Source organism: Okeania sp. SIO2B3, from assembly GCF_010672525.1.
Classification (GTDB): Bacteria; Cyanobacteriota; Cyanobacteriia; order Cyanobacteriales; family Microcoleaceae; genus Okeania.
The window spans coordinates 462,819-480,819 of sequence record NZ_JAAHGH010000008.1 but is presented as its reverse complement, the minus strand read 5'-3'; the positions used below and the strand labels follow the sequence as shown (position 1 = coordinate 480,819).

The 18,001-nt window shown below is 36.4% G+C and carries 17 protein-coding genes; 6 read left to right on the top strand and 11 right to left on the bottom strand.

Translation table 11 applies throughout. The annotated features are described in order from the left end of the window. Positions 1-121 precede the first annotated feature (121 nt). Both F6K15_RS11225 and F6K15_RS11220 read right to left on the bottom strand, forming a co-directional pair. Positions 122-979 (bottom strand): HEAT repeat domain-containing protein, encoded by an 858-nt coding sequence (locus tag F6K15_RS11225; RefSeq protein ID WP_293060748.1) that lies wholly within the window; start codon positions 977-979, stop codon positions 122-124. 21 nt (positions 980-1,000) lie between these two features. After that, the gene (locus F6K15_RS11220) at positions 1,001-1,522 is read right to left on the bottom strand and encodes an ankyrin repeat domain-containing protein (protein ID WP_293060746.1); all 522 of its coding nucleotides are present in this window, start codon (positions 1,520-1,522) and stop codon (positions 1,001-1,003) included. Positions 1,523-2,307: 785 nt separating this feature from the next. Here F6K15_RS11220 and F6K15_RS11215 point away from each other — a divergent pair. Together F6K15_RS11215 and F6K15_RS11210 are read left to right on the top strand one after the other, a co-directional pair. Beyond that, a complete protein-coding gene (locus tag F6K15_RS11215) occupies positions 2,308-2,802 on the top strand; it encodes a bleomycin hydrolase (RefSeq protein WP_293060744.1) in 495 nt (164 codons plus the stop codon). A 556-nt stretch (positions 2,803-3,358) separates the two neighbouring features. After that, on the top strand, positions 3,359-4,636 hold the full coding sequence (locus F6K15_RS11210; protein WP_293060742.1) for a HEAT repeat domain-containing protein: 1,278 nt from the start codon (positions 3,359-3,361) through the stop codon (positions 4,634-4,636). A gap of 988 nt (positions 4,637-5,624) precedes the next feature. Here the strand turns inward: F6K15_RS11210 and F6K15_RS39060 are convergent. The 4 genes from F6K15_RS39060 to F6K15_RS11195 all read right to left on the bottom strand — a co-directional run bounded on the left by F6K15_RS39060 (position 5,625) and on the right by F6K15_RS11195 (position 9,062). Continuing rightward, positions 5,625-6,497 (bottom strand): hypothetical protein, encoded by an 873-nt coding sequence (locus tag F6K15_RS39060; protein ID WP_375341057.1) that lies wholly within the window; start codon positions 6,495-6,497, stop codon positions 5,625-5,627. 1,092 nt (positions 6,498-7,589) lie between these two features. After that, the gene (locus F6K15_RS11200; RefSeq protein WP_293060740.1) at positions 7,590-8,243 is read right to left on the bottom strand and encodes an NAD(P)H-binding protein; all 654 of its coding nucleotides are present in this window, start codon (positions 8,241-8,243) and stop codon (positions 7,590-7,592) included. Between the two features lie 466 nt (positions 8,244-8,709). Next, entirely contained in the window at positions 8,710-8,793 is an 84-nt protein-coding gene (locus F6K15_RS38280) for a hypothetical protein (protein WP_363267760.1), read from the bottom strand. Positions 8,794-8,810: 17 nt separating this feature from the next. Further along, on the bottom strand, positions 8,811-9,062 hold the full coding sequence (locus F6K15_RS11195) for a hypothetical protein (RefSeq protein ID WP_293060738.1): 252 nt from the start codon (positions 9,060-9,062) through the stop codon (positions 8,811-8,813). A 59-nt stretch (positions 9,063-9,121) separates the two neighbouring features. Between F6K15_RS11195 and F6K15_RS11190 the strand changes: the two genes are divergently transcribed. After that, the gene (locus F6K15_RS11190; RefSeq protein ID WP_293060736.1) at positions 9,122-9,820 is read left to right on the top strand and encodes a DUF1997 domain-containing protein; all 699 of its coding nucleotides are present in this window, start codon (positions 9,122-9,124) and stop codon (positions 9,818-9,820) included. A 56-nt stretch (positions 9,821-9,876) separates the two neighbouring features. Here F6K15_RS11190 and F6K15_RS11185 read toward each other — a convergent pair whose 3' ends face one another. Then, positions 9,877-10,344 (bottom strand): DUF4079 domain-containing protein, encoded by a 468-nt coding sequence (locus tag F6K15_RS11185; protein WP_293060734.1) that lies wholly within the window; start codon positions 10,342-10,344, stop codon positions 9,877-9,879. 102 nt (positions 10,345-10,446) lie between these two features. Here F6K15_RS11185 and F6K15_RS11180 point away from each other — a divergent pair, with 102 nt between their 5' ends. Further along, positions 10,447-11,925 carry an ankyrin repeat domain-containing protein gene (locus F6K15_RS11180; RefSeq protein WP_293060732.1) on the top strand — a complete coding sequence of 493 codons (1,479 nt, stop codon included), beginning with the start codon at positions 10,447-10,449 and terminating at the stop codon, positions 11,923-11,925. Positions 11,926-12,342: 417 nt separating this feature from the next. On the opposite strand, the gene F6K15_RS11175 is transcribed toward F6K15_RS11180, so the two are convergent. Further along, the gene (locus F6K15_RS11175; protein WP_293060730.1) at positions 12,343-13,416 is read right to left on the bottom strand and encodes an RNA-guided endonuclease TnpB family protein; all 1,074 of its coding nucleotides are present in this window, start codon (positions 13,414-13,416) and stop codon (positions 12,343-12,345) included. After that, the gene (locus tag F6K15_RS11170; protein ID WP_293060728.1) at positions 13,413-14,021 is read right to left on the bottom strand and encodes an IS607 family transposase; all 609 of its coding nucleotides are present in this window, start codon (positions 14,019-14,021) and stop codon (positions 13,413-13,415) included. Before F6K15_RS11170 ends, F6K15_RS11175 begins: the two co-directional genes overlap by 4 nt. A 400-nt stretch (positions 14,022-14,421) precedes the next feature. Here F6K15_RS11170 and cpeB point away from each other — a divergent pair, with 400 nt between their 5' ends. Next, on the top strand, positions 14,422-14,982 hold the full coding sequence (gene cpeB / locus F6K15_RS11165) for a C-phycoerythrin subunit beta (RefSeq protein WP_293060726.1): 561 nt from the start codon (positions 14,422-14,424) through the stop codon (positions 14,980-14,982). Between the two features lie 372 nt (positions 14,983-15,354). Beyond that, positions 15,355-15,849, top strand: a complete 495-nt coding sequence (locus F6K15_RS11160) for a bleomycin hydrolase (protein ID WP_293060724.1) — start codon at positions 15,355-15,357, stop codon at positions 15,847-15,849. A gap of 422 nt (positions 15,850-16,271) precedes the next feature. Here the strand turns inward: F6K15_RS11160 and F6K15_RS11155 are convergent, their stop codons facing one another. Both F6K15_RS11155 and F6K15_RS11150 read right to left on the bottom strand, forming a co-directional pair. Continuing rightward, a complete protein-coding gene (locus F6K15_RS11155; protein ID WP_293060722.1) occupies positions 16,272-16,859 on the bottom strand; it encodes a DNA-binding protein in 588 nt (195 codons plus the stop codon). Between the two features lie 258 nt (positions 16,860-17,117). Beyond that, positions 17,118-17,975: a transposase gene (locus F6K15_RS11150; protein ID WP_293060720.1), complete on the bottom strand. Its 858-nt coding sequence runs from the start codon at positions 17,973-17,975 to the stop codon at positions 17,118-17,120. Between the last annotated feature and the right edge of the window lie 26 nt (positions 17,976-18,001).

The following is an 18,001-nucleotide window of genomic DNA, read 5'->3' as shown; positions in this document are numbered from 1 at the left end:
GTTTATCCTTAAATTTACTTAAGTTTCAGCTATCTTTGACACAAGCACGGCAGTAGGGGCGCAAGGCTTGCGCCCCCTAGCTTGGGGAGTAGAGGAGAGTTTTTTAGAAAAGTCCTTAACATTATTTAATTTGAGAAATAGCAATTTTAGCAACTTGTGAAATTCCAGGTCGATTATCCTCTAATTTAACTTCTAAATAAGGTAAAGCCTCTTTTTCTCCTAATTTTCCTAATGCTAGAAAGGCTGCTTTTGATAATTCTAAATTAGACTCATCTAACAGAGGAATAAGTTTGGCTAATGCCAACGCTGGTGGTATTCTACTTAAAGCCGCGATCGCTTCCAGACGGACTTCAACATCTCGATCCTCAAGAGCAGAAAAGATAACTTGCTCTAAACTGTTATCCCATCTACTTTCTGCTATCCTCCCTAAAGCTCCTACTACACAAATGCGAACATCTCTGTTATCTGATTGGTATGCTAACAATAATTCTTCAATCCCTTCTACCCCAATAAACCCTAATGCCCAACTAGCTTGCCCCTTAGATGTACCGGGATAATCTCCTTCTATGATTTCTAATAAAGGTTTAACGGCCAGAGCACCCATTTTGGCTAATGCTCCGGCGGATGAACTTTTGACTACTGTATCCTCATCATTTAATAGTGCATTAATTAAAGTGGGAATAGAATCTGGTTCTTGGATTTTAGCTAATCCTTTTCCTGCCGAGCGCCTCACAACGGGGTTGGGATGGTTAGCTAGTGCTTCTAACAAAAAAGGAGTTATTGGTTTGCCAATTTGACCAAAAGCCTCCACAAAACCTAATCGAATCATACCTCGCTTATCTGCCAATGCTTCTACCATTTTTTGCAATAGTTCAGAGTCTTGTGAGTCAAATGTTTTTTGAGCGAGTTGTTCGTTAATTTGTTCTAATAATTGTTCAATTTCTATAGGGTCTGGTAATTTTTCAAAAATATTGACCATGGAAAATTAATAATAAATAAATCAAGAATCTAATAATTTTACCATATCAGAGTAATTGTGTTTTTGAGCCATGATCAATGCCGTCAAACCATTTTTTTCCTGAATATCTTTTCGAGCTTTATTTTCTAGCAACACTTGCACTGTGTCAGGATGATTATGAGCTACAGCCATCATTAAAGCAGTCCATCCTTGACCATCTTGGGCATTAATATTTACTCCATATTCAAGAATAGTTTTAACTGTTGCAGTATGACCACAAGAGGCAGATGCTTGTAAAGCTGTAACACCATATTTATCGGCAGCATTAATATCTGCTCCTTGCTCAAGCAGAATTTTAACGGTTGCAGTTTCCCCTTGTCGAGCGACCCACATCAAAGCTGTCCTACCAAAGAGGTTGTCTCTGGTATTGATATCATCAACTTGGACAAGCAAAGTTTGTACTAGATCAACTTGACCGTTTTTAGCTGCTTCTATCAATTTATCACCAGAAGTGAGTAGGAAGCCGCTGACTTTAGTCGCCGTGAAAAGTATATTGGTATTCATCTTTCCCCTGTATAAGTTGGCAGTATTTGTAGCTAATCCCTTGTGCATTTTATTACAAAACATTAATTAGTTTATCATAATCAAAGACAAGGTGGTACTTTATCCTTTATTTTTTTTCTACACGGTTAAATTAATCAAACCTTTGGAGAATTGGCATTCGCGATAGCGATAAATTCAATAATTGATAGTTTATAATTGATAATTACCTCTCCCTAAAAGGAAGAGGATTGAATAAAAGGAAAATATTTTCTTGTTTCTCCTCTAAAGGAGAGGTATTTTACCTTAATTATTCAGTGATAAATAGGTCTTTTTATACAAAATTCAAAAAAGGTAGTTACATCTTAATTTGTGATTTATTCCTACAATAAAAAAATCTATATTCCATAAAATCTAAAAATTCAACCTTTTTTATGATGTTTTTCTTTCCCTGTTCCCAGCTCCGGTGTTCCCTATTCCCTGTATCGTGACTGTAGCAATATTTTATGAAATTGGTATTAGACAAGTTCTTTTTAACCTAAGTAGTTGTAGTGGATAAATTCTATTCCTCGTCAAATATTTTTTATAATTGGAGGTAGAAGTACATTCGGGATATGCTCCTATACAGAATTAGAATGGCTCAGAATGCAATCTATCAATATCAATATTTATGAAGCAGTGCCAAAATTGCTATTTCTCAAATCAAAATTAATTGCCTCTTGTTTACTACCCCTGCTTTGCAAGATAGACTCGACTTCAGTCAATGTCCTTGAAGAGTAGTCAGTAAAAAACAACGAGAAAAATTATTCATGAAATCATTTATTTCAACTGTGATTAATGCTGCTGACATAGCAGGGCGTTTTCCTAATGATTCTGACTTAGAGTCTATTCGAGGAAATCTACAACGTACTCGTCCTCGCATGGAAGCTGCAGAAAAACTAGCAGAGCGTCTGGATGCTGTAGCAAAAGAAGCTGGTGACTGGGTATTGAAAAAGTACCCCGAACTGACAAAACCTGATGGAATTTGTGATTCCCAAGTTAAGATCGAAAAATGTTATCGCGATCTAAGTCATTATCTGAGACTAATTAATTATTGTCTAGTAGTTGGCGATACTGCTCCTCTCGATGATTGGGCTATTGCGGGTCAGCGCGAAGTTTACCGCGCCCTCAACTTACCTACTGCGCCTTATGTTAGCGCACTTCAATACACGCGCGATCGCGCCTGTTCTCCTAGAGATATGTCTCCCCAAGCTTTAGTTGAATTTTGGGCTTATCTAGATTATTTGATTAATTCCTTTTCATAAGTTATATCATGTCCGGATAATTAGTGATCAAAAAAACTTTCTCCTTGTTCTTCTTTCTACCCTCCTGTCTCCTGTCTCCTGTCTCCTGACTCCTTCGTCGTTTATTTATAACTGTTCAAACAGACATGATATTATAAAGTCATTTCAGTTATCAGTTATAGCAATTCCCAAGAAGCGTGAGGTACGCACATTCGTTGGTTTTAGGGAACAGGGAACAGAAAACAAATTAAAGATAAGTGTACCTTATTAGGCTGAGAAACGCTTATATCAGTACCTCAAATCTGAAGTAGGAGGCTTGAAATACTGAAGTTGATTTTTTTCATCCCCCTCAGGACTTACACAAGGAAACTATATATCTATATATAGTATATAATTTGGTCATTATTACTGATATAACCACTATAAATTAGTGCTGTTGCGTAAGTCCTGAATGATTTTAGGCGATCGTTCCACATAATGGACTGAAGTTTAAAGCTTTCAGTCTATGCTTCTGTCGTAAACTGCTGTACGATCTATTCAAGAAACTAATTGTTGATTGTAATTAACACTAGAGAAAATGGATAAGCGTTTTTTCAATTTATTTCCTGGATTAAGTGAAGAAAAAGCAATTGCTTTATTAGAAGCACCACTTGAAGAATTAGAAGATAAATCCGATCGCTATATTGCAGCAAGTCATTTAGTTAACTTTCCAAGCGTTCGTTCAATCAATGTCCTAATCAAAACTCTACAAGATACAAATCCAATTCTAGAACATAAAATTGCTAGACGTAAAGCGATCGAAACATTGGGACGTTTAAATGCTGTATCAGCACTACCTGCAATTAGAGCTTGCTTAAGTGACGAAGATTGTTACACTGTAGAAAATGCTGTCTGGGCAATTGGTGAAATAGGAACTGAAGATCGAGAAATTCTTGTAGAAATTGCTCAGTTGTTGGAAAAACCAGGTCAAAGTTATCGTTTGATTATTCAGGTGTTAGGAAAATTTGACTATAAACCTGCAATAACTAAGATCCAGAAATTTACAGCATCTGATGACGAACCTATTGCTAGTGCGGCGATCGCTACTGTTTCTCGTTTAACAGGGGATTATTCCCAGATGACAAAAGTGGTAGAATTTTTAGAACACTCAAATGTTAATGCTAGAAGGGGTTGTATTCAAGACCTAATCGATACTAAATATTATCCATCTATTCCTAATATTGCTAAATGCCCAGTTTCTATTGTTTTTCGTCTCCGGGGAATTAGACTCCTAGCACAAGCAGGTATTCCTACAGGTGATATTAACTTTGCTCAAATCGAACCCTTTTTAGATTCAGTCATTCGTGACCATCCCAATGATTTAGAATTAGTCCATGAATATGACCAAGCTCCAGCTTTAGAGTTTGTGATTAAAGAGTTATATAGTACAGATTTTGGTAGGTGTTATTTAGCTGGCAAAACTCTTTTGCAACAAGTCGATCCAGAAGTTGCAGGTGCAGCATTAATGGCAACCTTTGCCGAAAGCGCTCATAATGATTATGGTGCTCACTATCATGTAGTTAAACTTTTAGGTTGGCTGAAATATGTTGATGCTTATGATTTGTTGGTAGAAGCATTGCACAACACAGCGCCTCAGTTTCAGAAATCTCGTGGTGCTGCTGCACTTGCTTTGGCAAATTTAGGAGATGAGCAGGGGATACCTTTAGTTAGAGAAACTATCAGTAATACAAGGATTTTTGACTTGAAATATGCTTGTTTATTGGCTTTAAAACAGTTAGGAGATAATAAAGTGGCTGAGTTGTTTGTTAATGATTCAGATTTATTGATTCAAGCTAAAGCAAAAAATATGATTTAAGTTGTAATATTTTAGTAGGGATGAGGAGTAGATATATTAATTTATATCTACTTTTCCCACTTTAAATTATTACTATAGGAAACATTTTTGATGCTAAAATTATTTTGGTTGAAGGAACTAATTTATGTTTTTATTTACTTCGATTTTCAATCCTGTTAGGAGTTTTAGGGTAAGCATTCAGCCGTCAGCTATCAGCTAGCCTCCTATCGGAGGAACTACGTTAACAGCTATTGCTTTTAGTTTACGATCAAAGCAATATTTAATTGTCTTACTAGAAAAGTTTGCTTCTTTGCCCTTAAAGTCTATATTAATTTAAACACTGTCTTTAAGGAGAGAGTATTGTTGCTGATAGCTGACAGCTAATAGCTGTTTGCGCAGCATTCCGTAGGAAATGCTTACGTTTTAGGTTCATCACGAATAATTACTGATAAAATATTTTCCATTAAAGGCATTCTTAATAAAGAAAACAATAGAATAATCATAATTATTATTGTGAAAGTTTGATCGACTATATTACTTTTATATTACTTTGAATATTTTTTTTAGTGACCATAGTTAAGGATATTGCTGTTGTTTTTTATCTATTTGTTCATATACTTTGCGGTACTCTTTGTATTCGTTTTCATCTAAAACTACTCTTTTTTTACACTTTTTACGTTGATGAAATTTTTAAACAGCGAATTTCATCATACCATTTTTATTTTTTTGAAACTATAAAAGCCTGGCTTCTTAAAGAATAAATAATATCATGTCCGTTGGGGCGCGTTTGTGTATAAAGTTGGGGAAATATCTAGCACAATATAAGGTTTTTCCTTGCATTGTAGGGGCGAACGGCCGTTCGCCCCTACTTCTTCCTTCTTCCAACTTCGGTCTTCCTTACCTTCTCTATACAATACCGATGCTACCGGACATGATATAAATCAAAAAAACCTTTTCACAAACCCTATTAACTTTCAACAGAGGTAATGATTAATTATTAATTCTTGAATTAATAATCTCTAGTAAAACTATATTTTTCCCGAACATCCTCTAAGGTTAAAGACGGTCTATTTTTTACCTCTGGGTCAGCTCCTACTCGAATCAATAAATCAGAGAATTCTACTTTTTTATTAAAAGGCCGAATAGCTTTAATATTCACACCTGAACTAATTAATTTTTCTGCTACTAACTTAACTTCTTTTATACTGACTGCTGAACCAAACCAAATTGAATTACTAGGCATATCCGCTACTACAGTTGGTCGAAGTATTAACTGATAATCTAATGTTCTTAAAGCTTTTTCAACCACTCCATTGTCAACATCTTTAGGAAAATATTCAACTATCAAAGATTGTTCATTTTTTTGATAAAAATTATCCCTTGAAAGACTTAATTCATTCTCCAAAACTTCCCGATATACTCTTGGTAAATTCTTACTCATAGAATTAGTTTCAATTCCATATCCTAAACTCGTCCATGTTCCAGATAATAACCGCAAAACTCGGTCTAATTTTCCCTTTCTTAATAACCCAGGAATATCTGCTTTCCAATATTTGCGATCGCTTAACCAACCATGTACAACAGCATCTTGATATTTTGGCTCAAAACTGTAAGATTCCCAAAACATAAACCTGCCACGTTGTGGATGATAACGTTTTGCCATGAGATACCAAGTATTTGTTAACATTTGATATCGTCCAGCTGCAGTGGTACAATTTCCTTTATTCGGACCAGAAACTATAGTAATACACCAGTCTGGATGTTTACTCAGATTAGATACATTTTTACCTGTATAAACAACATGATAAGGTCGAGGATAATTAGATTCGCTAGCTGAAATAGTTCGCATTAATGCACGAATATAAGGATCTCCACCTTTCATTGCTAGCTGAGGCCATTTTTTGCCATTATTGTAATTATATTTATTAGGGGAAATTAATTTAGTTATTTCCTGTTTAGTTATGTTTAAACCTCCCTTAAAAATTCGAAAAAAAGAAACAAAAGAGATGATAACTATAAATATAAAAATTAAGCGTTTGAACAACATAAAACGAGCATAAAAATGTCTTGACTTCTTTGTTCTGATAATCTGAGGTTTAACCGTATGCATCTAAATAATCAAGGAGGAATTTTCTAAACATTTTTTTGGCAGCTTTCTACAATAAATTTAGTAAAGTTTCCTAATAAATGTATAGTTTAACCTAATTATTAAAAAGTCGCGTTACCCCCTTTTTTTTAATTACAATAGCTGATTTTTTTACAACAATTACTATATTGAAATAATTCTCAAATGTGCTATGCCATAACTTTAAAATTATCTTGACTTATTACCGTAAGCATTTCCTGCGGAATGATGCACAAACAGCTCTTAGCAGTCAGCACTTCCCTGCGGGATGCTACGCAAACAGAAAATAATGAATAATTCCTTCTAAGGTTGAAGGAGTGTACCGAATAATTAATAATTAATAATTAAATAATTCTGGTTTAAAGCCTCCCCCTTTTAAGGGGAAAAAAGCGGTCGTTAGCGTTTGCGATAGCATTCCGTAAGGAAAGCTTCCCGTAGGGTGGGATGGCGAGGTCTCGGAGCCATATCCATGAGACCAAGAGAAGAAATAATATTTCCTTATATCCAATCAAGAACGGTTTTAACCAGAGGTAACTATCCATTATCCATTAATGAACTTGCTAGTAACTTTGAATTCTCTCTCAATTTTTCAATTGCTTTTAGCAAATAATTGAGGTTTAAAGCCTCTCATTTAAAGGAGAAAAAAGCGGTCGTTTGCTTCGCAACGCTGTCGCGTTTCGCGTCAGCGGAACGGAGTTCTCTCTTCGCAGCTTCCCGTAGGGTGGGATGGCGAGGAAACCTGCGCCATATCCATGAGACCAAGAGAAGAAAAAATTTCCTTTCAGTCAATCCTGTCCGTTTTCAAGAAGAGGTAATAATAATTAATAATTAATTATTAATAATTAATTATTAATTGTTGAATAGCTCTTCCCAAGATTTTTCTGGTGCTTCTGCCTCAGTAACAATTTCCACAATTTTATTACAAGCTGCTGATTGAAATATCGCCTCAACAGAAACTTGTGCTACTTTAGTTCGAGGAATACTACCTTCAAATAAGCGATCGGCAGATTCCATAACAATAGGAAATTGATTATCATCATTTTTCAGACCGCCAGGGCGAACAATAGTATAATTAAGACCACTTTTCTGAATATATCCTTCAGCTTGCTTCTTCCAGAATAAAATTAGCCAGAATAAATTTAGGGGATGAAAAAATCGAGACACACATAGGGATGAAACTAAAATAAAACGTTCAATACCCTTCTGTTTAGCAATATCCACTAAATTTTTAGTTCCCACATAATCCACTTTATATGGGCCAGTAAAGTCAAAACTAGGTTTAGCACCCGTAGCACATAAAAGTACTGTGCTATCTTCAATAGCAGCATGGAGACTTTGAGAATTCAGGACATCCCCTATTACCAACTCTGCTTCTGGAGGCAAAATTTCTTTAGCTATTTCTAAGTCACGAACCAGAGCTTTTACAGGAATATCTCGTCTTACTAACTCTTGTACAATCCGACGACCTGTTTGGCCAGTTGCTCCAGCAACAAATACTTTCATTTTTCAATCTATATTAAAGTTATAAATTTTAACAGTTTTTGACTGCAAGTCAGTAGTCAGTGGTCAGAAGAGAATTATATATAGGGTATTGGGATATCTCTGTGTCTCTAGTTAAGAGGAAATTTGGGTTTTCAAATCCCGATCATCTTGATTTAATTTTAATAGTGTCTAAAATTACAGACGCGCAAGAGTATCTCCAACAAACTTAACTTTGTCTCCTGACTCCTTCTTCAATTACTAATTCTCTGCTTTGACATACTCCCGACGCTCCCCTACGGGAGAGCGCAGGATTCTTCAGTCAGAGACGCCCTGACCGCAGTTTTAACAGAAGTGATGTCCTCCTCCTGTGTTGATAACAATCCAACCCACCCCCATCCCCTCCCGGGAGGGGAGCTAGAGGGGTGGGTGAGTTATAGTCTCTGTCTAGTTCTTGTCCACATTTAGGACATGAATACCAGCGCTCTGATCAGCTTTTAGAGACTTGATTCAAGCATTCCCAACAATGTTGAGACGTACCTTTTGGGTCTACTTTTACAACTCGCTTACCCAGTTTCCAAGCTATATACTCTAAAACATCAAGAAATTGATACTAGCAGCATCTTGCAAAGACTTATTTAATCCTGATTTTGCTGATTGACCATTGGGCCAAAACTGACCGTTACCACCTAATTTAGCTTTGCAACGCCGGAGTAAATTTGCTAATGGACTTATGCTGATGATGATCCGAATCAGGGGAAATGTTTTTCCCACTGTTCCTTCTGTTCCTTGTTCCCTGTTGCCTGCTATAAATATAAATTCTTTGTATAAACTAGATAGCAATTTGGGAATCCTCAAAATATTGGATATAGTGTATATATGTATACATAGGAGAATGAATCATGGATCACAACTTTGCAGGACATCAAACTTTAGAGATGGACAAAAACTTGGTTAGTGATTTCTATGTAAGTACAACAAAAATAGAAGTATCGGAAACTAACCCAACTACCTGGTTTAAGACAAAATACAATGACTGCATGAAATTATATGCAGATGTAGATACTGTAGCAAGGCACTTTGCATCTCATCGTAGTTGGTTTTGTCAATGTGCTCATCCGATGAAAGTTGAGCCTCTTGGAGAAAATGGCTATGATTTGTCGCTCGGAAAATTTGGTTCTTTTGGATACCAGGTTGAAGCTAGAGTAGGTTTGGAATTAGTACCACCAGACTCCGCAGGAATATATAAAATTATATCTATCCCAGTGCCTAATTATACACCTCCCGGATATCAAATAAACTTTCAATCAGAAATGAAGTTGCTAGAGTTACCCACAGAGAAGTTTTTTAGTCACAAGGAAATTCAAAAGTTAGGACTGCCTCCTGTTATGACTGGTGCAAAATGGGATTTAGATTTGACCGTAGGTGTAAAATTTCCCCAGTTTATTCGGAAAATGTCCCCTAGTTTGATTCAAAAAACTGGCGATAGTTTATTACTTAAAGTAGTACAACAAGTATCTAAATGCTTGAGTCACAAAACTCAAATAGATTTTCATACCACTCATAACTTGCCATTTCCCAAACCAAGAAAACGCAAGTAAAGATATGGAACCTGAAAATCAGGGAAAAATTTAATCCCCTGATTAATTCCCATCTTTTACATCTTGCTAATAATCCTTAACAGAATTTCCACTCCCGTTACCGCTTGCCAGCTAAAAAGACCAAGAATTGACACATTAAGAACAATATGACTATAGCGAGCCCAATCTTGGCCTTTCTGCATAAAAGGAGTTAAAGACGCAGAGATAGCGATCGCTCCTGTCATGCCTAACCCGGCTAAGAGATGAGGGCCAAAAAATAATTTTCCATTATTGATATAAGTGACTGCCATTCCACCAAGAGACCCTAAAACCAAAAAAGCTAAGAGAAAGGAGCCAACTTGGTGATGTTTGATTTTAAATTTAGCAAATTCTTTTTTCTTTTCTGTATCTGTAGCAGTTCTACTATTACGAACTTTGATGCCGAGATATAAGGCGTAAATTGTCAAGGCCAATAGTATCCACATAATGGCGGGATGAAAAAAATTGAGCCATGGTTTAATAGATTCTGGAATTGGCAGATCCATAATTTATCTTCTCTCTAGGATTAGTAAAAAAACTTCATAAAAGTTAGCATAACAGCAAGTTAATCTTATGTGATCTTAAAGACGTAGATTATGGTTTTCGGTATGGCTTCGCAAAAAGAAGAAATTTTCTTAGTCCAGGCTGTTAAAAATGCTAATTTTGCCCAAGTATGTACTTTGCTGGCTCAAAATATTGATGCTAATGCTCAAGCTCTAGATGGTACAACGGCTTTAATGATTGCTGCAGAAAAGGGGTACACTCAAATAGCCTCTGCTTTACTAGATAAAGGCGCTGATGTCAACTATATAAGAAAAAAGTTTGGGGCAACAGCTTTAATGTTAGCTGCAGCTCATGGACGGACGGAAATAGTAGAACTTTTGCTAAGTAGGGGTGCTGATGTCGATGCTAAAAATGATGATGCTAGTTCCCCACTAATGGTTGCTGCCATGAATGGTTATATCGCAGTGGCCAATCAATTAATTGCTGCTGGAGCTGATGTTAATGTAGTGGATAAAGACCATGATACAGCCTTGGGTTTAGCAACGAGTCAAGGTTATCAAGATGTAGTTAAGGTCTTGCTAGATGCTGGAGCGAGGGTAGATGAGTCTACTTTATCCGTAGTTACTGATAGTAATTATGCAGAAATAAGAGAAATTTTGATTAATCATGGTGTGAATATAAATACTAGAAATTTACAAGGTAAAACATGGTTAATGCAAGCAGCAGAAACAGGTGATTTACCTGCTGTAAATACTCTATTAAAAGCTGGTGCTGATATTAATTTTAAAGACAAAGATGGAGAGACTCCACTCATTTTAGCTGCCGATCTAGGTCATTTAGAAGTAGTCAAAGTTTTGTTAGAAGCAGGGGCAGATGTAAATATTAAAAGTAGAAATGGTGGTACAGCTTTGATGGCTGCTGCTGCGGAAGGAAATGTAGCGATCGCTTCTACTTTATTGGATGCTCATGCTGATGTTAATTCTCAAGATTTAGAAGGAGAAACAGCTTTAAGTTTTGCTGTAGTAGAAAATCATACGGAAATGGTAAAACTACTGTTAAATTATGGGGCTGAAATTGTTACTAAGAATCAAGCAGGTGATACACCTTTATTTGGGGCAATTTTTCATGGTTATACAGATATTGTGTCAATTTTATTGAACAAAATAGAAAAGCAAAATTTGACATCTTTATTGAATAGTAAACATCTTGGAGAAACAGCTTTAACTTTAGCAATATGGCAAAAAAATCAAGAAATTATTAATGTTTTGTTAGATGTAGGGGCAGATGTTAATATTCCTGCTCAAGGTGGCTCTACTCCAATGATGAAGGCAGCATATCAAGGCGATATTGAAACATTAAAAATACTCTTAGAAAAAGGAGCTGATATTAATCTTAGAGATGATAATGAAGCGACAGCTTTAATGTGGGCAGCATACCAAGGTCATGCTGAAGCTGTAAAACTATTAATTGATTATGGTGCTAATTTAAATGATAAAAATCAAGGCGGTTGTACGGCTTTAATGCTCGCAGAATTTAATGGTTATCAAGATATTATCAGGTTACTTAATAACGCTGGGTCGTAATACTAAATTCATTAGACCTCTCCCGAAAAGAGGGAGTAGGTAGGGACTTTGCATGCAAAGTCCCTACCTACAGAGTAGGGGGAAAGAATTGATAATTCTTGCGCGATAATTGATTTGATTTTTGATTATCACGCCTATGTCTATTAGAAGTTGCATAGAATAATATTCTAATCAGAGTTGACTTTTCATGTCACGAAGTGAAACATAGCAAATACTTCCAAAATTCTTCCCTCTTTCTGGTCTTGCAGTCGCTCAATACATCACCAAATTTATCAGTTCCGTTATACTAAACTTACCCAAACTTACCCATGCCGGAATTGCATGAGCTTTGGAGCTAGCTTCCTGTTTCACAGAAGACCACTGACCGCAGTCTGTAACTTATCTTCTCCACAGGCTTAAATTCGCTTGAAACTCAAGCTACTGACGTGCATAATTTTCTAAGTTGACAGCTGCATTAAAATCTCTGTCAGCAGTGAAACCACAGTGTCCGCATTTGTAAGTTCTCATACTTAAAGACATTTTCTGTTGATGCCCACAGTGAGAACATATTTGAGAACTTGGATAAAATCTATCAGCTATGACTAATTCACTACCATACCATTCACATTTGTATGTAAGTTGACGCTTAAACTCATAAAAGCCACAGTCTGCTATGGCACTTGCTAGTTTATGATTTTTGAGCATTCCACTTACATTCAAGTCTTCTATCACTATGGTGCTGTGGTTTTTAGCTAACCATGTTGTGATTTTATGGAGCGTATCGGCTCTGATATCAGCTACTTTTTTGTGAGCCTTGGCTAATCTTTTTACTGCTTTAATTCTGTTTTTGGAACCAATAACTTTTTTACTGACTGCACGTTGATGACGAACTAATCGTTTTTTAGCTTGCTTGTAGGCTTTGACGTTAGCGTAGGTTGTTCCATCACTACAGGTAGCTAGGGTGTTTATACCTACATCTACACCAATAACAGCTCGTTTTTTTACAGGTGAATTAGGTGCTGGTTCTAAATCATATTTAAAGCTGATATACCAACTATCTGCACGTTTTGAGATGGTAACATTTTTGATGAGCACAGATGGCAAGATTTCATAAGTTTTTACTATTCCTATTCTGGGTAGTTTTATATAGTTCCCTTTTAAGATTTTAATGCTTCCTTCTAGATAGAAACTGTCTTTTTTCCCTTTTTTCTTAAAGACCGGGAATCCACGTTTTGGAATGGTTAAAAAGTTCTTAAATGCTCTCTCTAAATCTCTCAATGCTTGTTGTGGGGCACATTTAGACACCTCATAATACCAGGGATTAATTGATTTGACTTCAGCGACTAAACGTTTATGCAAGGTAATTGCACTAGGGCGTTTTTTAGTTTCTTCGTACTCTTTTATGCAAGTTGCTAACCCCCAATTATAAGCATGACGAGCTACTCCTGCGTGCTTGGCAAGTATTGTTTTTTGTTGTAGTTTAAGTTTTAGCTTAGTTTTAAAAGATTTCATTTCAATTGATCGGCCACCTCTTTTAATTGTTTGACAATTTGTTTGTTTTTATGACTTCTTGAACCATAAAGTCTGGCAGAAAAAACTGTAATTATTTCTATTACATCTTGAGCTAAGACTTCCTCAAAAGTAGAGTCTTCAGAACGATTAATCATAACTACTTCTGTGCCAAATATTTCACACAAAGTAAATATCAAGTCACTACCAAATCTCAGCAATCTGTCTTTATGAGTTAAAACTAATCGCTCTACTTGGTCTGAACAAATCAGTTTTATCAGTTTAATTAAACCTTTTTTACGATAGTTCAAACCACTGCCCAAGTCTGATATCACTTCAAATGACCAACCTTGTTGAGCGCAGTATGCCTCTAAGACTATTTTTTGGCGATCCAAATCATCTTTTTGGTCATGGCTACTAACTCTAGCATAGGCCACGGTTAAAGAATTATCTTGTTTGTTACCTATTAAATCAGATACTGTAAACCTCCGGTGACCTCCTGCGGTACGGATTGAGTTTAACCGTCCTTGAGCCTCCCATCGTCTGATTGTTTTTGTTGACACTCCTAGCAGTTCTGCTGCTTCAGATATGGTTAATAAGTTAGACATAAATCTAGTATATCACAATAAGTGTCTAATTATGTCTAACTTTGTCTAATTATTTTAATACTGTTGATAGCCCCTACAGATGATGGTTTAACAGTCAATTTGCGTAAGTCCTGATTTATAGCAGTCGAAGGAAAGGGTGCGGACAGATCAAAAGCTTAAAACTCAGACAACGCAATATTTTTCCTTCTTCCTTCTTCTTTCTTCCTTCTGCCTATATATAAATATTTGGTTTTGATCGTAGCTTCTGGACACTACATTAGCTAATTGGCTGGAAAATCGTAACAAATATTTACTTGTTTACGAATTATTACTTTCTTCCTCAGAAAGCGAGACAAAAGAGACCTTCTTATTAGAAACTTCAAATCAAGGTTACAAAAAATCAATTTTTAAGGAGAGCTCAATGTTAGATATTTTTTCGAGAGCTGTAGTTTCAGCAGATGCCTCAACTTCTGTTATTGGTAGTAAAGAATTAGATAGCCTCAAAGAATTTATTGCTCAAGGCAACAGACGTCTTGATGCAGTAAACGCCATTGCTAGTAACGCAAGCTGCATGGTATCTGATGCTATTGCTGGAATGATCTGCGAAAACCAGGGATTAATCCAAGCTGGTGGAAACTGCTATCCTAACCGTCGTATGGCTGCTTGCTTGCGTGATGGTGAAATCATCCTACGCTATGTTACCTACGCACTACTTGCTGGTGATGCTTCTGTTCTCAACGATCGTTGCTTAAATGGTTTAAAAGAAACCTACACTGCATTAGGTGTTCCTGCTACATCTACAGTTCGCGCTGTTCAGATCATGAAAGCTCAAGCTGCAGCTCACATCAAAGATCAGCCTAGTGACGAATTAGCAGGTGGTAAAAAACGCATCATGGGATCTCCTGTAGTAGAAGATCGTTGCGAGAGCTTAGTTTCTGAAGCAGGTGGCTATTTTGATGCAGTAATTTCTGCTCTAAGCTAATTACTCTCAAACATAAAAAATGACGGGAGAGAGTTAGCCAGGCGGATTTATCTCCTAGTTGAATAACGATACGCGGATTTTAACCCGAAGTAAAAATCTGCTCTGAAAGTAAGCTCACAGGTAGATTGTTGTTTACCCCGAGGAGTCTAGAAGTCTGTTGACAGACTGGAAGTAAAAGTGGATATATCCCTTTTGCGGTGTTTTTTTACACAGAATCCAGGGTGTTTCAACCCCTGGAGATGTCAAAGTCTTGCTACAGCATACCTCTAAAGGTATCTAGTTATTGGCTTTTCAGTTGTTACGATTAGCCAAGGTCAAGTAAGTTTCAATACCAAAATCTAACAAAGTCAAACAGAAAGAGAGAATAAAGACATGAAATCAGTTATTACTACAGTAGTTGCCGCTGCTGATGCAGCCGGTCGTTTTCCTAGCAGCTCCGATCTAGAATCAGTACAAGGTTCTATCCAGCGCTCTGCAGCTCGTATGGAAGCAGCTGAAAAGCTAGCTGGTAATCTTGATGCAGTTGCTCAAGAAGCTTATAATGCTTGCATCAAGAAGTATCCTTACTTGAATGATGCTGGTCAAGCTAACTCCACAGAAACTTTTAAGGCTAAGTGTCTTCGCGATGTCAAGCACTATCTGCGCTTAGTCAGCTACTGCTTAGTAGTTGGTGGAACTGGCCCTCTTGATGAGTGGGGAATTGCTGGTCAGCGTGAAGTTTATCGTGCTCTGAGCTTGCCTACTGCACCTTACGTTGAAGCTTTAAGCTTCGCTCGTAATCGTGGTTGCTCCGATCGCGATATGTCTAAGCAAGCTTTGACAGAGTATAATGCTCTCCTAGACTATGCAATCAACTCCTTATCCTAGTAAATAGGGATTTAGGCAAGATTATAGAACTCTTGCTTTAAAACTTATTGAATTTTAGAACTGTGGGACTCTCAGTTTGTTACTTACCTAATATTGGGTGAGCAATTAACTAAGAGTCCCTTAGTTTTTTTTACTTAGGTGGTATAGCATAAGGAAGCACTGAGGAAGCGAAAAATCTGGCTTTGTCTGAGTTTTAACTCAGATTTTTCACCTCAATTTGTCCGATAAATAAAAAGTACTATAAATATTAGTAGGTTGCTCAGTATTTTCAGATAACCACAAACCTGTATCGCCCAAAATTTGAATTCTTGGAGATACTAAAGGAATAATTCTGATGCTGCATAAATGCTCCCTTTGAAGCAAATTATGTCAGGATTTACGCATAACTACTACTTATGGTATGGGTTAACGGCCGTTAACCCCTACAAATGTTGTATAACTTCTTCTTTTGCGTAAGTCCTGTATTTATCTGAGTGCTTCTGTTGTTTCCTTGTATTTTTTGACTTCTTACTTTTTGCCCGCTGCTCAACTACTTCCGGTGGCGGACCATAATCTCCATTACTGAAGTATACTCGCTCTACTATATGTTGTGGTTCTACTTCTATCCACAGACGTGCTCCCCCGGCTTGACTTCTATTGGGTTGATGAGGTTGATAAACGATTTGGCAAGGTCCGTTAATTTTCAGAGCGTGGCAATAATTTTTTTTATCTCCTACTTTTACGGCAACTGCTGGATGAGTAGTTCCATGGTCTCGGTTATAGTCAATGGTCTTTCGCAGAACATGAATAAAGGTATTGCCTGTACGTTGATTTTTGTTCCAAGTACCTTCAGGACCACGGCGACCTGGTGCAATTTCTGGCATTCCCCGTTTATTTAATGGAATCATCCAAAGTCTTTTGATTTTTTGAGCACCTCTAACACGGTTTTGATTCAGTAGAGTTCTTAATCTACCTGTGGAAATATTCAATAGAAATGCTGCTTCTGTTGTAGTTGCATACTGTACACTCATAACTATAACGTCTTAGTTTTTATACTTTAAAATCAAATTTATTATCTAAATAATTTTCAAAAAATTAGCTTTTTTTTAAGAAAAAAGTCAATAAGCAAAAATAACTAAGCAGTTATCTCTAATGTAATGGCCTATTTCTCAAAAAGGCGATCGCTGATATAGCAATTTCCAAAAAGCGTGAGTTAAAAAATTCTAGGTTTGTGAAGTCTCTCCCGTTACATCAAAGATTATAACGGGAGCTTCTAAAAAAGAGATAATTCAATCCTCGTTTGCTGAAGTTTCTTGTTTCACAGGCTGACCACCGTCTAAGCCTCCACAAGCAGACAAGATGATACCCACCTCGTTTAACGCTTTATTTAAAATGTTAATTGCTACATTTTCGTCCCTGTCTAAAACTACTTGACATTTAGGACAAGAATGAATTCTAACTGATAAAGTCTTAGGCACTTTTTGACCACAATTACTACAATTTTGTGACGTATTGTGAGGATTAATTTTGATTAGATGAACACCGCGAACTGCCGCCACTGCATTCAACTTTTCAATAAAAGCACCCCAAGCTACATCATAAATTGATTTTGATAGTTTAGTATTTTTTGCTAAACCTCTAATATTTAAGTTTTCCACTGCAATCATGTCATATTCTTTCACTAATTTATGAGCAGTTTTATAGTGAAAATCTTCTCTTTGTCTAGCTATATGTTGATGTAATCTAGCTATTCTATTTTGTGCTGCCCTCCAGTTGTTTGATCCAATTTCTTTTCTAGATGCTTTTTTTTGCTTTCTTGCTAAATTAGATTGGGATTTTCTATAAAATTTAGGAACAGAAACAGTTTCACCAGTATTAGTAGTTAAAAACTCTTTTAAGCCTACATCAATACCTACAGCAGTTTTGATATTTTCTGTAGAAATTAAACTAGGTACTGACTTATCTTCTAAACTAAAACTCACATAATAACCGTCAGCTTTTTTGGTTATAGTTGCAGTTTTGATTGTCATACCATCTGGTATTGGTCTATGAACTATGACTGGAATAGCACCAAACCTTGTAGTAATTATTTGTTTTCCATCAAATTTAATTACTCCTTTGGAATGATTAACTCTACTAAAACACAATGACCTTAACTTCCCTGATTTTTTAA

What these genes read in the sequence shown, in the direction of transcription:
- F6K15_RS11220 (WP_293060746.1), bottom strand. Translation starts at nt 1,522, where the DNA reads ATGAATACCAATATACTTTTCACGGCGACTAAAGTCAGCGGCTTCCTA.
- F6K15_RS11200 (WP_293060740.1), bottom strand. Translation starts at nt 8,243, where the DNA reads ATGAAAGTATTTGTTGCTGGAGCAACTGGCCAAACAGGTCGTCGGATT.
- F6K15_RS11175 (WP_293060730.1), bottom strand. Translation starts at nt 13,416, where the DNA reads ATGAAATCTTTTAAAACTAAGCTAAAACTTAAACTACAACAAAAAACA.
- F6K15_RS11225 (WP_293060748.1), bottom strand. Translation starts at nt 979, where the DNA reads ATGGTCAATATTTTTGAAAAATTACCAGACCCTATAGAAATTGAACAA.
- F6K15_RS11210 (WP_293060742.1), top strand. Translation starts at nt 3,359, where the DNA reads ATGGATAAGCGTTTTTTCAATTTATTTCCTGGATTAAGTGAAGAAAAA.
- F6K15_RS11180 (WP_293060732.1), top strand. Translation starts at nt 10,447, where the DNA reads ATGGCTTCGCAAAAAGAAGAAATTTTCTTAGTCCAGGCTGTTAAAAAT.
- F6K15_RS11160 (WP_293060724.1), top strand. Translation starts at nt 15,355, where the DNA reads ATGAAATCAGTTATTACTACAGTAGTTGCCGCTGCTGATGCAGCCGGT.
- F6K15_RS11170 (WP_293060728.1), bottom strand. Translation starts at nt 14,021, where the DNA reads ATGTCTAACTTATTAACCATATCTGAAGCAGCAGAACTGCTAGGAGTG.
- F6K15_RS11215 (WP_293060744.1), top strand. Translation starts at nt 2,308, where the DNA reads ATGAAATCATTTATTTCAACTGTGATTAATGCTGCTGACATAGCAGGG.
- F6K15_RS39060 (WP_375341057.1), bottom strand. Translation starts at nt 6,497, where the DNA reads ATGAAAGGTGGAGATCCTTATATTCGTGCATTAATGCGAACTATTTCA.
- cpeB (WP_293060726.1), top strand. Translation starts at nt 14,422, where the DNA reads ATGTTAGATATTTTTTCGAGAGCTGTAGTTTCAGCAGATGCCTCAACT.
- F6K15_RS11190 (WP_293060736.1), top strand. Translation starts at nt 9,122, where the DNA reads ATGGATCACAACTTTGCAGGACATCAAACTTTAGAGATGGACAAAAAC.
- F6K15_RS11185 (WP_293060734.1), bottom strand. Translation starts at nt 10,344, where the DNA reads ATGGATCTGCCAATTCCAGAATCTATTAAACCATGGCTCAATTTTTTT.
- F6K15_RS11155 (WP_293060722.1), bottom strand. Translation starts at nt 16,859, where the DNA reads ATGAGTGTACAGTATGCAACTACAACAGAAGCAGCATTTCTATTGAAT.